This window comes from Xanthomonas maliensis (assembly GCF_009192945.1).
Taxonomy (GTDB): Bacteria; Pseudomonadota; Gammaproteobacteria; order Xanthomonadales; family Xanthomonadaceae; genus Xanthomonas; species Xanthomonas maliensis.
The window spans coordinates 129,401-143,766 of the sequence record NZ_NSET01000032.1; the positions used below are offsets into that span (position 1 = coordinate 129,401).

The 14,366-nt window shown below is 66.5% G+C and carries 10 protein-coding genes and 1 pseudogene; 5 read left to right on the forward strand and 6 right to left on the reverse strand.

Going from position 1 to position 14,366, the window contains the following annotated elements; translation table 11 throughout:
* Positions 1 to 112 precede the first annotated feature (112 nt).
* Positions 113 to 1,444 (reverse strand): annotated as a pseudogene (locus CKY51_RS10875) (CitMHS family transporter); the annotation flags it as partial.
* 106 nt (positions 1,445 to 1,550) lie between these two features.
* Positions 1,551 to 2,744 carry an OprO/OprP family phosphate-selective porin gene (locus tag CKY51_RS10880; protein ID WP_022972179.1) on the reverse strand — a complete coding sequence of 398 codons (1,194 nt, stop codon included), beginning with the start codon at positions 2,742 to 2,744 and terminating at the stop codon, positions 1,551 to 1,553.
* A 212-nt stretch (positions 2,745 to 2,956) separates the two neighbouring features.
* Here CKY51_RS10880 and CKY51_RS10885 point away from each other — a divergent pair, with 212 nt between their 5' ends.
* The 4 genes from CKY51_RS10885 to CKY51_RS10900 all read left to right on the forward strand — a co-directional run bounded on the left by CKY51_RS10885 (position 2,957) and on the right by CKY51_RS10900 (position 7,043).
* A complete protein-coding gene (locus tag CKY51_RS10885) occupies positions 2,957 to 3,670 on the forward strand; it encodes a response regulator transcription factor (RefSeq protein ID WP_022972178.1) in 714 nt (237 codons plus the stop codon).
* The gene (locus tag CKY51_RS10890) at positions 3,663 to 5,048 is read left to right on the forward strand and encodes a sensor histidine kinase (RefSeq protein WP_022972177.1); all 1,386 of its coding nucleotides are present in this window, start codon (positions 3,663 to 3,665) and stop codon (positions 5,046 to 5,048) included. The genes CKY51_RS10885 and CKY51_RS10890 overlap by 8 nt, the downstream gene beginning before the upstream one ends.
* Positions 5,045 to 6,100 (forward strand): ABC transporter substrate-binding protein, encoded by a 1,056-nt coding sequence (locus CKY51_RS10895; RefSeq protein ID WP_022972176.1) that lies wholly within the window; start codon positions 5,045 to 5,047, stop codon positions 6,098 to 6,100. Before CKY51_RS10890 ends, CKY51_RS10895 begins: the two co-directional genes overlap by 4 nt.
* 304 nt (positions 6,101 to 6,404) lie before the next feature.
* Entirely contained in the window at positions 6,405 to 7,043 is a 639-nt protein-coding gene (locus CKY51_RS10900) for a response regulator transcription factor (protein WP_022972175.1), read from the forward strand.
* Here the strand turns inward: CKY51_RS10900 and CKY51_RS22960 are convergent.
* The 4 genes from CKY51_RS22960 to CKY51_RS10920 form a co-directional block, all read right to left on the reverse strand.
* Entirely contained in the window at positions 7,040 to 7,360 is a 321-nt protein-coding gene (locus CKY51_RS22960) for an Atu4866 domain-containing protein (protein WP_081641370.1), read from the reverse strand. The two genes, CKY51_RS10900 and CKY51_RS22960, sit on opposite strands and share 4 nt — an antisense overlap.
* A 221-nt stretch (positions 7,361 to 7,581) precedes the next feature.
* Positions 7,582 to 8,424, reverse strand: a complete 843-nt coding sequence (locus CKY51_RS10910) for a DUF1460 domain-containing protein (RefSeq protein ID WP_031339657.1) — start codon at positions 8,422 to 8,424, stop codon at positions 7,582 to 7,584.
* A 289-nt stretch (positions 8,425 to 8,713) separates the two neighbouring features.
* Positions 8,714 to 11,356 (reverse strand): hybrid sensor histidine kinase/response regulator, encoded by a 2,643-nt coding sequence (locus CKY51_RS10915; RefSeq protein WP_022972172.1) that lies wholly within the window; start codon positions 11,354 to 11,356, stop codon positions 8,714 to 8,716.
* Positions 11,357 to 11,464: 108 nt separating this feature from the next.
* Positions 11,465 to 12,637, reverse strand: a complete 1,173-nt coding sequence (locus CKY51_RS10920; RefSeq protein ID WP_022972171.1) for an OprO/OprP family phosphate-selective porin — start codon at positions 12,635 to 12,637, stop codon at positions 11,465 to 11,467.
* A 280-nt stretch (positions 12,638 to 12,917) separates the two neighbouring features.
* Here CKY51_RS10920 and CKY51_RS10925 point away from each other — a divergent pair, with 280 nt between their 5' ends.
* The gene (locus CKY51_RS10925; RefSeq protein ID WP_152249210.1) at positions 12,918 to 14,294 is read left to right on the forward strand and encodes a dicarboxylate/amino acid:cation symporter; all 1,377 of its coding nucleotides are present in this window, start codon (positions 12,918 to 12,920) and stop codon (positions 14,292 to 14,294) included.
* The last annotated feature ends 72 nt before the right edge of the window (positions 14,295 to 14,366 follow it).

Genomic DNA, 14,366 nt, shown 5'->3' on the forward strand with positions numbered 1-14,366 from the left:
AAAGCAGATGAAGAACGGCAACTCGTGGAAGGCGAGGGTGAAACGCTTTCCGGGTCCCGGGTCCCGGGTCCCGGGTCCCGAGCCCTTCGCCCTTCGCCCTTCGCCCTTCGCCCTACCGAGCCAACGGAAACAACCCAAACACCAAGCCACCGCCCATCAACAGCAGCGAGATCAGCACCGCCCACTTGAGCGTGAAGCGCTGGTGGTCGGCGAAGTCGACCTTGGCCAGGCCCACCAGCAGATAGGTCGAGGGCACCAGAGGGCTGAGCAGATGCACCGGTTGCCCGGCCAGCGAGGCGCGCGCCATTTCCACCGGTGCGATGCCGTAATGGCCGGCCGCTTCGGACAGGATCGGCAGCACGCCGAAGTAGAACGCGTCGTTGGACATGAAAAAGGTAAACGGCATGCTGACCACGGCGGTGATCACCGCCAGGTACGGCCCCCAACTGTCCGGAATCACCGCCAGGAAGCTGCGCGACATCGCCTCGACCATGCCGGTATTGGACAGGATGCCGGTGAAAATGCCGGCGGCGAAGATCAGCGAGACCACCGCCAGCACGTTGCCGGCATGATTGACCAGACGACGGCGTTGCTCGGCCAGATTGGGATAGTTGATCATCAGCGCCAGCGCAAAGCCGATCATGAACAACACCGGCATTGGCAGCACACCGACCACCAGTGCTCCCATCAGCGCCAGCGTCAGCAGCAGGTTCACCCACAGCAGCTTGGGGCGTTTGATGTCGTCGGTGTCTTCCACCCGCGGCAGCGCATCGCCTTCCTCGGGCAGGCTGGATGCGGGCCAGTTGCCGTCGGCCGGCAGTCGGACCACGCCCAGGCGGCGGCGCTCGCGCATGCCCAGCGTCCAGGCCAGCAGCAGAATGCCGGCAAGTGCGATCAGCATCGCCGGGACCAGCGGCACGAAGACATCGGATGGATCCACGTGCAAGGCGGTGGCCGCGCGCGCGGTCGGCCCGCCCCACGGCGTGAGGTTCATCACGCCACCGGCCAGGATGGTCACACAGGTCAGGTTGAGCGCATTCATGCCCAGCCGTTGGTACAGCGGCAGCATCGCCGAGACGGTGATCATGTAGGTGGTCGAACCGTCGCCATCGAGCGAGATCAGCATCGCCAGGATCGCGGTACCGAGCACGATCTTCATCGGATCGCCCTTGACCACGCGCAGGATGCGCCCGACCAGTGGATCGAACAGGCCGGCATCGATCATCACCCCGAAGTAGAGGATGGCGAACATCAGCATCACGCCGGTAGGAGCGATCTTCTTGATGCCGTCGAGCATCATGTCGTTGATGCCGGTGCCGAAGCCACCCAGCAGTGCGAACACGATCGGCACGGTGATCAGAGCCACCAGCGGCGACAACCGCTTGCTCATGATCAGATACATGAAGGTGATCACCATTCCGAAACCGAGCGCGGTCAGCATGCGGGTGCGTCCTTTGTGGCGTGCAGCGAGAAAACGGGGCGACGACGGTCTGGCCGTCGACCGGGGGACGAGCGAGAGAGCAGGGTGCGCAAGGCCGGCGGACGCTGCATCAGAAGTCGTACTGGAAGCGGCCGGTCACCGCCAGCGTGTGGTCGACCAGCGTATGCAGCATGCTGTCGCGATTGCGGCTGTCGATCACATTGAGCATCACCCGCAGATTGGGCTTGATGTACCAGTTGCCGCCCAGCGTCCACGATTGCGTGGTCGCATCGATGAAGTCGGGTGCGCCGCGCAGGTGCTGATCGCCCCACATGCGGTCGTAGCGCAACGCCAACTCGAACGCGCCGGCGCGATGGTTGGGTGTCTTGATCCGGCTGAAACGCCCGGTCTTGCGGTCGTAGCCGCGCGATTCGCCGGTCACGAACCAGCTGACCAGGCCATAGGTCGCCAGGATGTTCGCATGCTGCGCGTCGTCGTCGAGCACCGCACCGCTGAACTCGCCCTGCCAGGACCAGGGGCCGACGACCTCGGCATACTCCAGCGACCATTTGTCGAAATCCGTGTCGCGGCCGTCGGCGAAACGCGCCAGGGTGATGCGACTGTTGTTGGCCAGATCGTTCTCCGGACGCGGACGAATCAGCAGCGGCGCGGCACCGCCGCTACCGGGGTGCGAGTAACGTTCATGCGCCAGCGACAGGCCCAGATGGCGCAGGCGCGCTTCGCCCAGTTCCGGCGCCCAGGTCAGGCGGGTCCCCAGTCCGCCGCCCTTGGTGGCTGAGTTATCGATGCTCTCCAAGCTGTAGAGAGAGCTCGACCAGGTCGCATCGGGCCGATGGGCCTGCCAGGAGATCGCCTTGCGGTAGATCGGCGCCAGCGTGGTGGACGCATAGCCGCGCTCGAGGAAGGGGCCATAGTTGGAGCCGGTGCGGTCATCCAGCGAGAAATACTGCTTGAACTGACCCACGGTCAGGGTGCCGGCAGCAAAGCGCTTGGCCAGATAGACGTCGCGTGCCAGCACACCGCGGCTGCCGGGTTCGTACTGCAGGCCGGCGAAGTCGGCTTCGGCCTTGTAGTCGAACCCGTAGAACTTGCCCGAGACATCCAGCCAGATGCGGCGGAACTGGGTGTCGTTGCGATCGGGCGTGCCGCGGTCGTCGTTGTCGAATGCGGTGAAATCCCAGTGAACGCGTCCACCAACGGTGGCGGTGATCGGGCCGTCGTCGTCGGCGGCATGGGCCGCCGATGCCAGGCTGAGGACCGCGCAAGCGGCAATGGCGCGCAGGCGCAAGCTATCGTTGACCACAGACCCTCCCAGGTGCATGTGCAAGTCACATCGATGGTTCGCCACGACACCGCCGCGGCGAGATGGCTGCAGCCTAGTCGCGCGAAGCTGTCATGCGCCTGTCGTGGCAGCGGATGCCGGTTGGCCGCCTAGGCGAGCTTTTGCGGCGCTGGCCTGTTACCTTCCGGCCGCAGTAGCCCACCTTCGCCTCTCCCATCCTCGATCACCGCCTCATGCGCCTGTTGCTCGTCGAAGACAATGCCGATCTTGCCGATGCGATCGTGCGGCGCATGCGCCGCAGCGGGCATGCGGTGGATTGGCAACGCGATGGATTGGCTGCCGCCAGCGTGCTGCGCTACCAACGCTTCGACCTGGTGGTGCTGGATATCGGCCTGCCCGGGTTGGACGGCCTGCGCGTGCTGGCCGGCATGCGCGAGCGTGGCGATGCCACTCCGGTGCTGATGCTGACGGCGCGCGACGGCATCGAGGATCGTGTCCAGGCGTTGGACGTCGGCGCCGACGACTACCTGGGCAAACCGTTCGATTTCCGCGAGTTCGAGGCGCGCTGCCGCGTACTGCTGCGGCGCAACCAGGGCCACGCCAGTGCGGTGGTGCAGGTGGGCGGATTCGTGTTCGACAACGCTGGCCATACGGTGAACCTGGATGGCGTGCCGATCGAGTTGCCCAATCGTGAGTTTCGCCTGCTGGAAATCCTGATCGGGCGATTGGGGCAGGTGGTGGGCAAGGACGAGATCGGCAACGGCCTGTTCGGCTTCGACGACGAAGCCGGCCCGAACGCGATCGAGCTGTATGTCGGTCGCCTGCGGCGCAAGCTGGCGGCAGCGCCGCTGCGCATCGTCACTGTGCGCGGCGCCGGCTACAAGCTGGAAGCGGCCGAGCCGCAGGCGCTCGCCGAGTCCAAGGGCGACGACGATGGCGATGGCTGAGTCCTCGGCAGTGGCGCCCTCGTTGCGGCGCACCCTGCTGGTGTACCTGGGGAGCTTGTCGCTGTTCGGTGCGATCGCGCTGTTCTTTGTCGCGCGTGATTACGGCGAACGCGCAGCCAACCGCTCCTACGATCACCTGCTGGTGTCGTCGGCGTTGTCGATCATCGACAGCGTGGCGCTGGTGGGGGGCGACTGGCAGGTGGATTTGCCCTATGCCTCGCTGGACTTGCTGGGCATGGCGGCGGAAGACCGGGTGTTTTATCGCGTCTTCGATGCGCGCGGGCAGACCATTACCGGTGCGGAAGATCTGCCGCTGCCGCCGCGCGCGCCGGAGAGCGAGCGCCCGCTGTTGTTCGACGCGATCTATAGCGGCGAGCCGGTCCGGTTCGTGGTGGTGGCGCATCGGGTGGCATCGGCATCGGCGCAGGGCGAGGTGCGCGTACAAGTCGGGCAGACCCGGCGTGCGCGCGATGCCGTGGCACGCGAAGTCATCTGGCAGGCGTTGGCGGCGATCGGCGTGCTGTCGCTGTTGTCGCTGGCCCTGGTGTGGCTGGGGGTCTATCGCGCGCTGCGGCCGCTGCAACGCATCGAACGCGACCTCTCGCGCCGCGAGCCTTCCGATCTGAAACCCTTGACCGCACCGGCGCCGCAGGAGATGCAGCAGATGGTGGCGGCACTCAATCGCTTCATGGCCCGGCTCTCTTCCAGCAACGAGACCTTGCGCGCCTTCATGGCCGAGGCAGCGCACCAGATGCGCACGCCGTTGGCCGCCTTGCGGGCGCAGGCACAGCTGGCGATGGACGACGACGATCCACAGGAAATGCGCCGCAGCCTGGCGGCGATCGAACGCAATGCCAGTCACATGAGCCGGCTGCTCAACCAGTTGCTCAGCGATGCCAGCGTGATCCATCGCGCCAACCTGCAACGGTTTGCCCCGGTGGATCTGGCCGAAGTGCTGCACCAGGCCTTGCACGAGGCGCTCCCGCGCAGCGAACCGGTGCCACGCATGCAGCTGGCGATCGATCCGCAGCCGGCGCTGCTGCGTGGCGATGCCTTGCTGCTGCGCGAGGCGCTGAAGAACCTGCTCGACAATGCCTGCAAATACAGCGGCGGCGCGCCGCTGCAGGTAGCGTTGACCAGTGCGGGCGATCAGCATGTGATCACCATCGCCGATCATGGCCCGGGGATTCCGGCGGCCGAGGCCGAGCGCGTGTTCGAGCGTTTCACGCGCGGTGCCGACGCGCCGGCCGGCGGCGCAGGCTTGGGGCTGGCCATCGTCAAGCGGGTGGTCGAGGCGCATGGCGGGAGAATCGACCTGAGCAACCGCCTCGAGGGCGGCTTGGTGGCCTCGCTATATTTTCCTGGAGCAGTGCGATGAGACGCTGGCGTTGCATCCTGGCCTTGCTGTTGTTGGCGCATGGCGTTGCCTGGGGCGATCCTGGGCAGGTCCGGCGGTTCCCGGCGCACGCTGAGGTGCGCGCGCAGTTGCGCGTGCAAGGCTCCACCGACCTGGACGTGTTTGCGGCGGTCATCCAGGACTACCAGCGGCTGTATCCGCACACCGAGGTCGTCTACGAGGATGTGATCGCCTGGGATATCTACGACCGCTATCTGCATCCGGGCACCGGCGGACGCGTTGCCGACGTGCTGATCAGCGCCAGCATGGACTTGCAGACCAAGCTGGTGAACGACGGCCACGCGCTCGCGCATCGTTCGGCGCAGACCGAGGCGCTGCCGGCATGGGCGCAGTGGCGGCATGAAGTGTTCGGCATCAGCTACGAGCCGGTGGCCATCGTCTACAACACGCGTCTGCTCGATCCGGCGCGGGTGCCGCGCACGCGGCAACAGCTGCTGGCACTGCTGCGCGCGCCCGATGCGCCCTTGCGTGGGCGGGTGGGGACCTACGATGTGGCCCGCAGCGGCGTGGGCTATCTGTTCGCCACCCAGGACGGCCAACTGGGGACCATCGCCGGTGCTTTGCTGGCCGCGCTGGGTGCCAACCAGGTGCGCTTGGAAGAGCGCACCGGCACGCTGTTGGACCGGGTCAGCCGCGGCGAGTTGCTGCTGGCCTACAACGTGCTGGGATCGTACGCGCAGGCGCGCATCGATGCCGGTGCGCCGCTGGGCATCGTGCAGCCGCAGGACTACACCCTGGTGGCCTTGCGCACTGCGGTGATCCCCAAGACCGCGCCGCACGCGAGCGAGGCCCGCCGCTTTCTGGACTATCTGCTGTCGCCACGCGGGCAGCAGGTGCTGTCGCGCGAGGCGCGTTTGATGCCGATCCTGCCGTCCGCCGGCGGCCGCGATCGCGCGGCCCGTCCGCCGTTTCGGCCGATCCCGCTGGGGCCAGGCCTGCTGGTTTACCTGGATAAACTCAAGCGCCGCCAGTTCCTGGAGGCATGGCGGGCCAGTACGCAGCCGCCGCCTTAAAGCGTGTGATGCACGTTGAGGTGAGTGCGACGCGTCCTGCGGCGCGTCGAGACAAGGCCTGCGCTGCAGCCCAGCTAGCCCGCCTGGGCAAGGCGCGCAACGCGGTCTCGGCGCGCCACAGGGCGCTTCCCGTAGGGTTGGCCGTCAGCGGCACGCAGCGCGCACCGCGCGATTTGCCTTGGTGTCAGCCAAGCCGGCGCCACCCAGCACCCGCTCCGCACCGCTGACGGCCAACGCATCCCATCTCAACGTGCATCACACGCTCTAGCTGGGCAAACCGCCGGGCCGGTGCCAGACTTGGCAGATGGCCGATTCCATCATCCTCGTTGCCGACGACCACCCGTTGTTCCGCTCGGCGGTCATCCATGTACTGCATCAGAGCCTGCCGCAGGTGCAGGTGGTGGAGGCCTCCAGTGCCACCACGTTGAGCGCGATGCTGCGGGCGCATCCGCAGGCCGAGCTGGTGCTGTTGGATCTGGCGATGCCGGGCGCGCGCGGTTTTTCGGCGTTGCTGCACGTGCGTGGCGAGCATCCGGACATTCCGGTGGTGGTGATCTCGTCCAACGACCACCCGCGGGTGATCCGGCGCGCGCAGCAGTTCGGCGCGGCCGGCTTCATTCCCAAGTCCACGCCGGCCGACACCATCGGCACGGCAGTGGCGGCCGTGCTCGATGGTGGCACCTGGTTCCCGCCGATGACGGCCGAGCGTTCGGAGGCCGACGCACAGCTGGCGGCCAAGCTGGCGCAGCTGACCCCGCAGCAGTTTCGCGTGCTGTTGTGCCTGGCCGACGGGCTGTTGAACAAACAGATCGCCCACGAGCTCGGACTGGCCGAGAACACCGTCAAGGTGCATGTCACCGCGATCCTCAAGAAGCTGGATTGTTATAGCCGCACGCAGGCCGCGGTGCTGGTGAAGGCGTTGGAGCCGGAAGGCGAGGGTTAGGCAACGGCAGGGCGCGGCGTTTGCAGCGGCGATGGCGCCGGCTGCCGGCTGATCGAAGGTCGACAACGGTATCGCCCATGTCTTGTGGCGGCCACCTCGCGCCATGCATCGGCTCCCCGCAGGCGCCGCCATGTGATGCCTGCGCCCACCACATGCCAGGCCGATCGCTGCGTCACAGCGCGTAGCCGTTGCACGCGCGTCCATGATGCGGAATCCCACTCGGTCCGCGCTTCGTCATCGCGGCCGTCGGCCAACACGGCCTGGCGGATCCTGCCGTCGCCGGTGACCCACATGCCGACGTGGGAGTGTGTTTGCATCGGCGTGTGCTCCGGCAAGGGTGAGGATGTTGGGAAGGGGGCGGCATGGCATGAGCCTGGTGATCCGCCATCCTTGCCCAATCTTCCGGGTCGATGGCCGGACGCGCTGTAGCGCCGGGTTGAGTGATGGGTGCTAGGTAGAGCGCGCTGGCTTCTCGGGCAATCGCCAGCGCCGGCGCCCCCAGGCAAGCGTTGACGCAGGCTGCGCAACGCCTTGGCAACTACGATGACGGCTTGGGCCTGTAGACCACGATGCCTACAGTGCGTGCCACGTATTCGGTAAACGGCGAATCCACCACCTTCTCGTTTTCCGGTCGCGACGAGGCATTGCGGAGCACCGGGCCCTGGTCGGTTTGCAGGAAGATGCCGACGTGGCTGACATCCAGCCCAGCGGCCGGGGAGTATCTGCCGATGTAGTCGCCGCTACGCAGTTGCCGGATGACCTGGCGATCCACATCGGCGGCGGGGATGTAGGTGATGGTTCGCTGCACCACCGGCAATCCGGGCAGGTAAACACTGCCGTCGGCTTTCAGGTTGAGCGCCTTGTCCACGCGCACTGCCTTGGAGCTCAGTGTTGCGGTGATGTCCTCGGCAAGCGGGTAGGAGCGGGTGACCCAGTCCGAAAAGAAGTGCTTGCGCGTGGTGAAGCCCACGATGCCATCGACGTACCGGGTCAGGATCAGGCGATCGACGAAATCCTGCTGCGAATAGGCGTGGCGCGCCGCCTCCACATAATCCAGATAGGTGAAGCAATCCAGACCCCTGAAATCGATGATCACCTTCTCCGGCGTGGTGGCCGAGCCTTGCAGCATGTTGGCCTGATACGGCGTGCCAAGAAACTCCGCCGAGATCACCTTGATCAGATGCCCAGCGCTCAGGCTGCGATGGCTGGACACCTGATGCAGCACGCGATTCAAGGTTTGCAGCGTGGACGGGTCGATGTCCGCGCGCACCGGGCCAGCCGGCTGCACGGTGCTGGCGGGCGTTGCGGCCTGCACCGGCAGATCCGCCGCGCAGCCGGCGACAAGCAACGAGGCGAATATCAAGCAGCCAGATCTGGACATGATGGCTCTCATTTTCCAGGGCAGAGACATCGGGTGGTTGCGTGGTTAGGCGCATGTTTGCACGTACTTTATCGCCCTCAAGCAAGCGCGATTGAAAGCGCGCGCAGTTCGGTGCGCGGAAACGAGCCAAAAGACCGCGTCCCTTGTAGGCGGGGCTGTGAAACAACTGCATAAGACGCATGCCGTATGGTCGGACATCATCTGGTCTCTTGCGGTCAGAAGCCCGACATCCTGGAGGCGCGCCATTCCCCGGGTTTTACCTGCAGGCGCAGGTTTCTGACCGCACGCCTCATCCGCGCCGCAACAACATCTGCGTGATCAATGCACGCAGGGCCGGCGGACGAACCGGCTTGGAAAGAAAGCCCCATCCCAGCTCCTGTGCGTGCTCGCGCAGGGCCGGGTCGGGCTCTGCGGTGATCAGGATGATGCGTGGCTCGCGCTGCCAGCGCTCCATCAGTTGCTGCAGCAGCATGGGGCCATGGTGCGCGCCCATGCGCACATCCAGCAACAGCAGCTCCGGCGCGTCGTCGGCGTGCGCACAGGCCAGCGCCTCGTCCGGTCCGCCGGCGAAATCCACCCGGCAGTCCCAGCGTTCCAACAAGGTGCGGGTGGCCTCGCAGACGCGCGCATCGTCGTCCACGCACCAGATCCGGCAGCCATGCAGGATCGGATCGTTGCCGGGTTCTGCGAGGACTGGCGCCGTCGGCGCTGCGGTCACGGTCGCGCCTGCGCTCAGCGGCACGCTGACCGAGAACACGCTGCCGCTGCCCAGGGTGGAGCGCAAGCTGATGCGGTGGCCGAGCAGGCGGCCGATCCGCTCGACGATCGCCAGTCCGAGGCCGGCGCCGCGGTCGTTGGCCACGCCATCGTCCAGGCGACGAAACTCTTCGAAGATCTCGCCCTGCAAGGCCTCGGGAATGCCAGGGCCCTGGTCGTGCACCTCGATCCGTAGCCAGTCGCCACGACGGCGGCATCCGAGCACGACGCGGCCGCGCGCGGTATAGCGGATGGCGTTGGACAGGAAGTTCTGCAGGATGCGGCGTAGCAAGGTTTCATCGCTGCGCACCAGCGCCGAGGTGGGCACCAGCTCCAGCACCAGGCCGCGATCCTCGGCCAGGATGCCGAACTCGCGTGCCAGCGTGTCCAGCAGCGGCCCCAGCGCGACGTCGCGGACCTGGGTCTTCAAGCTGCCGGCTTCCAGCCGCGAGATGTCCAGCAGGCTGTTGAGGATGGCGTCCTGGGCCGCCAAGGCTTCGTCCACGTTATCGACCAGGCGTGCGCCGTCCTCATGGCGCACCTGCGCGCGCAACACCGAGACGAACATGCGCGCCGCGTTGAGCGGCTGCAGCAGGTCATGCACCGCCGAGGCGACGAAACGGGTCTTGTAGCGGTTGGCGTTTTCGGCATCGCGCTTGGCGGCCGCCAGGTCGCGGGTGCGTTCGGCGACCCGATGTTCCAGGGCGTTGGCCAGCGAGCGCAGCTCGCGGGCGGCGTTCTTGTAGCTGGTGATGTCGGCATAGCTGGTGACGAAGCCGCCATCGGGCAGCGGGTTGCCACGGATCTCCAGCACCGTGCCGTCTTCCTTTTCGCTCTCGCGCAGATGCGGCTTGCCGCTGCGCAGGTGATTGAGCCGGCGTTCGATCGCCGCTTCGATCGGTCCCGGACCGAGCAGGCCGCGGCGCGCATTGAAGCGGAACAGATCCTCGATCGGCTGGCCGATCTGCAACAACTCCTGCGGAAATCGGAACAGCTCCACATAGCGCGTATTCCACGCCACCAGCTTGAGCTCGGCGTCGATCACCACCACGCCTTGCGGCAGGTGTTCCAGGCTGCGGCTCAGGCCGGCGTTGGCCTGCTGCGCGGCGAGCACCACGCCGTCCTGCGCGGTGCGCAATTCCTTGGCATGCTGCTGCAGCACTGCCTCCAGCTCGCGCCGGCTGCGCAGACGCAGTGCCGCCAGCCGTCGTCGTTGCTGTACGAACAGCCAAAGCAACGCCAACGCCAGCCAGGCGCCGGCTGCGGCGATCGCTGCGGCGCGTCCAGCTGCGGCGCTGCTGCGGGTATCGTGCAGCAGGTGCAGCTGCCAGCCGCTCTCGGGGACCTGCAAGGTCTGCCACAGCACCAGGCCGGTCAGCGGCGGGTCGCGCACCTCGGCCAGCAGGCCGCCGTCGCCGATCCGCTCGACCACCTGCCGACGCAGCGGCAGCAGCTGCTGGTCGGCGTATTGCCGCGTGCTTTGCAGTTCGTTGCGATCGTCGCCGTCGAGCGGGGCGAGCATGCGGTACCGCCAGGCGGGGCGACTGGCCAGGAACACCACGTCATGGGCGTCGGAGGCGAGCACGATGTCCGGCGTCTGCAGCCATTCGCGCTCCAGCGCGGCCAGCGCGATCTTGATCACCACCACGCCCTGGGCCTGGCCGGACGGGTCGACGATGGCCTGCGACAGGAAGTAGCCCGGCTCGCTGGTGGTCATGCCGATGCCGTAGAAACTGCCGCTGCCGTGGGCGATGGCCTGCTGGTAGTAGGGACGGAAGGCGTAGTCCACTCCTACGTTGCTGCGTGCGTCGCGCCAGTTGCTGGCGGCCAGCGCGGTGCCGTCGCGGTTGATCAGGGTCAGCGTGGAGGACTGGGTGACGTTGTTGGCGCGTTCGAGCTTGCGATTGAGCCGATCGACATCGGCAGCCGACAGCGAGCCGGCCACTGCCGCCCGCAGCTCCGGGTCCAGTGCCAGGATTTGCGGCAGGGTGCGGTAGCGGTCGATCCGCTGCTGCAAGGCCTGCGCATACAGGCGCAATTGCCGGCGCACCGTGGCGCTCTCGTCGCTGAGTGCGCGCTGTTCGACGAAATGCCCAGCGGCGAACATCGCCACCAGCATGCCGCCAAGGATGATCGACAGGGTGAACAGCAGGCGGCGGCGTTGCGAAGCGTACATGCGCCCAGTATGGCGGGCGCAGGCCCGCCGGCGAAGCGCATGCCGCAAACGCACACGGCCGCGTCCCGGAGGACGCGGCCGTGCGGACTTGCGATTGCCAGCGGTGGCTTAGAATTGCACCTGCGCGCGCAGTTCCATGATCTTCGGCGTTTCGTGCACGCCGTTACGCGAGGCATCGACCCAGCTGTAGTTGGCCTGGAACTTGAAGTGGCTGGTCAGGTACCAGTTGGCGCCGATGGTGGTGTCGTGCTGACGGCCGCCATGGACCTTGTTGTCTTCCAGGTTCAGGTGGCTGTAGCGGGCAGTCAATTCGATCGCGCCGTAGTCGTGCGTCGGCTTGATGTTGCCCGGCACGCCGCCGGCATAGCTGCGCGATTCGCCGGTCAGCGACCAGGTGCCGTAGATGTACTGGCCCTGGGCGATGAAGTGCGGTTGGTTATCGTTGCGCGCCACTTCGGCACGCAGCGCTTCGCTCTGCAGCGAGAACGGGCCATGGATCCAGACCCCTTCCAGGCCGGTACGGATCACATGGTCCACGTCCACGATGGTGCCGGTGTCGATCAGCCGCACGTCGGTCAGGCCCGCTTCCGGACGCGCCCGCAGACGCACGCGCGGGCTGAAGGACACGCCGCGGCCGTCGGTGTAGCCACGCGGGTTTTCGATCGCGCCGGCAAAGCCCAGGTGCAGCACGTCACCTTCGCTCTTGAACGGGGTCCACACCGCATGCACGGCCTGGGTGGTGCCGGGGTTGTCGCCCTGCAGGTCCTTGCCGCCGTAGGCGCCGGCCTGCAGCAGGTACTGCTGGCGCTCCAGCGTCCATTCCACGCCGGTACGCCGGCCCTCGAACACGGCCTGGCTCGGCAGCCCCAGTTCCATGAAGCTGCCGGCGCGCGAGCTCTGCACCGCTTCCAGGCCCACCGGCACCTTGATGTAGCCCAGGCGCACGCGGCCGTAGTCCTGGCCGAACAAGGCCTTGGTCTCGAACCGGTAGAACACGTCCAGCCACAGCTTGGATTCGAAGTCGTAATAGACCATGGCGTCGTAAACGCCCTTCTTCTTGAGGGTGGCGCCGAATTCCTTGCGCCGGAAGTCGGTGCGGTCTTCCAGACGGTCGTCGCCGGAGAAATTGTTGTCGTCGTAGGCGTAGTTGCCGGTCAGGCCAACTTCGGTGCCGTCACCGAAGGTGTACTTGGTCGGCCAGTTTTCGATCGAGGTGGCCGCCTGGGCGGCGGCGGGCGCGATGGCGATGGCCAGTGCGAGGACGAGCAGATTGAGGCGCATAGGAATGGTCTGTGTGGTGAGATTGGGCCGGGCGTCCTGCCATGGCGAGCGTTATGAACGAATTCATACGGCGCGCAGGGGCCGTGCAACAGCGTCGGTGGATCGGTGCCTGCGTTAAATGCAATTAACGGCCGCGTTCGGCGCCGCTGAAGTGTAAGCCGGTGTTCAGCGGCCAGACAGTGCGTAGTACCAATGGGTTATCGGCCACCTGCTCGGGCTGTGGCGAGAATGCCGCACCGGGTGCCTGCCAGGCGCCCCTCTGTTCCCCCGGAGTGCTGCCATGCGCATCAGCAAGCCCGCTGTCGGTCCGTTGCCGACCCCCGTGCCGTTCTACCGCCAGCTGTACTTCCAGGTGGTGGTGGCGATCATCCTCGGCGCCCTGCTGGGCCATTTCGAGCCGGCCTTCGGCGAGAGCCTCAAGCCGCTGGGCGATGCCTTCATCAAGCTGGTGAAGATGATCATCGCCCCGGTGATCTTCCTGACCATCGTGACCGGCATTGCCGGCATGACCCACCTGAAGACGGTGGGCCGGGTGTTCGGCAAGGCGATGGTGTACTTCCTGTTCTTCTCCACCCTGGCGCTGGTCGTCGGCATGATCGTCGCGCACGTGGTGCAGCCGGGCGCGGGCATGAACATCAATCCGGCCGATCTGGACCAGAGCGCGGTCAAGAGCTACGTCGAGAAGTCGCACGACCTGACCCTGGTCGGCTTCCTGATGGACATCATCCCCAACTCGCTGGTCGGCGCCTTCACCGGCGACCAGGTCGCCAGCGGCAAGCTCACCGGCCCCAACATCCTGCAGGTGCTGTTCGTGGCGGTGCTGTTCGGGATCGCCCTGGCGATGGTCGGCGAGCGCGGCAAGCCGGTGCAGGACCTGCTGGAGGCGCTGACCGCCCCGGTATTCAAGCTGGTCCACCTGCTGATGCGGACCGCGCCGATCGGCGCCTTCGGCGCCATCGCCTTCACCATCGGCAAGTACGGGGTGGAATCGCTGGTCAACCTGGCCTGGCTGGTCGGCTCGTTCTACATCACCTCGCTGCTGTTCGTACTGGTGATCCTGGGGGCAGTCAGTCGGCTGTGCGGGTTTTCGATCATCAAGCTGATCCGCTACCTCAAGGCCGAATTGCTGCTGGTGCTGGGTACTTCCTCGTCCGAGTCGGCGCTGCCCTCGCTGATGGAGAAGATGGAGAAGGCCGGCTGCAAGAAGTCGGTGGTGGGCCTGGTCGTGCCGACCGGCTATTCGTTCAATCTGGACGGCACCAACATCTATATGACGCTGGCGGCGCTGTTCATCGCCCAGGCGACCAATACCGAACTGACCCTGGGTCACCAGATCGCGCTGCTGCTGGTCGCCATGCTCAGCTCCAAGGGCGCCGCTGGCGTGACCGGCGCTGGCTTCATCACCCTGGCCGCCACGCTGGCGGTGGTGCCGGAAGTGCCGGTGGCCGGCATGGCGCTGATCCTGGGCGTGGACCGCTTCATGAGCGAGTGCCGCTCGTTGACCAACTTCGTCGGCAATGCCGTGGCCACCGTGGTGGTCTCGCGCTGGGAAAATGCGTTGGATCACGACCAGCTGCAGAACGCCCTGGATGGTCGCCAGCCGCCGCTGCAGGCGTCAGTCGGCCAGCCGGGCACGGCCCCGGCCAGCCTGCGCTGAGGGTTCCTACGGCCCTGCATTCCATCGGTCTCCCGGTGGGGTGCAGGGCCGTTTCGCGTTGCAGCACGCCAC

What these genes read in the sequence shown, in the direction of transcription:
- CKY51_RS10885 (WP_022972178.1), top strand. Translation starts at nt 2,957, where the DNA reads ATGCGCCTGTTGCTCGTCGAAGACAATGCCGATCTTGCCGATGCGATC.
- CKY51_RS10890 (WP_022972177.1), top strand. Translation starts at nt 3,663, where the DNA reads ATGGCTGAGTCCTCGGCAGTGGCGCCCTCGTTGCGGCGCACCCTGCTG.
- CKY51_RS10895 (WP_022972176.1), top strand. Translation starts at nt 5,045, where the DNA reads ATGAGACGCTGGCGTTGCATCCTGGCCTTGCTGTTGTTGGCGCATGGC.
- CKY51_RS10900 (WP_022972175.1), top strand. Translation starts at nt 6,405, where the DNA reads ATGGCCGATTCCATCATCCTCGTTGCCGACGACCACCCGTTGTTCCGC.
- CKY51_RS22960 (WP_081641370.1), bottom strand. Translation starts at nt 7,360, where the DNA reads ATGCAAACACACTCCCACGTCGGCATGTGGGTCACCGGCGACGGCAGG.
- CKY51_RS10910 (WP_031339657.1), bottom strand. Translation starts at nt 8,424, where the DNA reads ATGTCCAGATCTGGCTGCTTGATATTCGCCTCGTTGCTTGTCGCCGGC.
- CKY51_RS10915 (WP_022972172.1), bottom strand. Translation starts at nt 11,356, where the DNA reads ATGTACGCTTCGCAACGCCGCCGCCTGCTGTTCACCCTGTCGATCATC.
- CKY51_RS10920 (WP_022972171.1), bottom strand. Translation starts at nt 12,637, where the DNA reads ATGCGCCTCAATCTGCTCGTCCTCGCACTGGCCATCGCCATCGCGCCC.
- CKY51_RS10925 (WP_152249210.1), top strand. Translation starts at nt 12,918, where the DNA reads ATGCGCATCAGCAAGCCCGCTGTCGGTCCGTTGCCGACCCCCGTGCCG.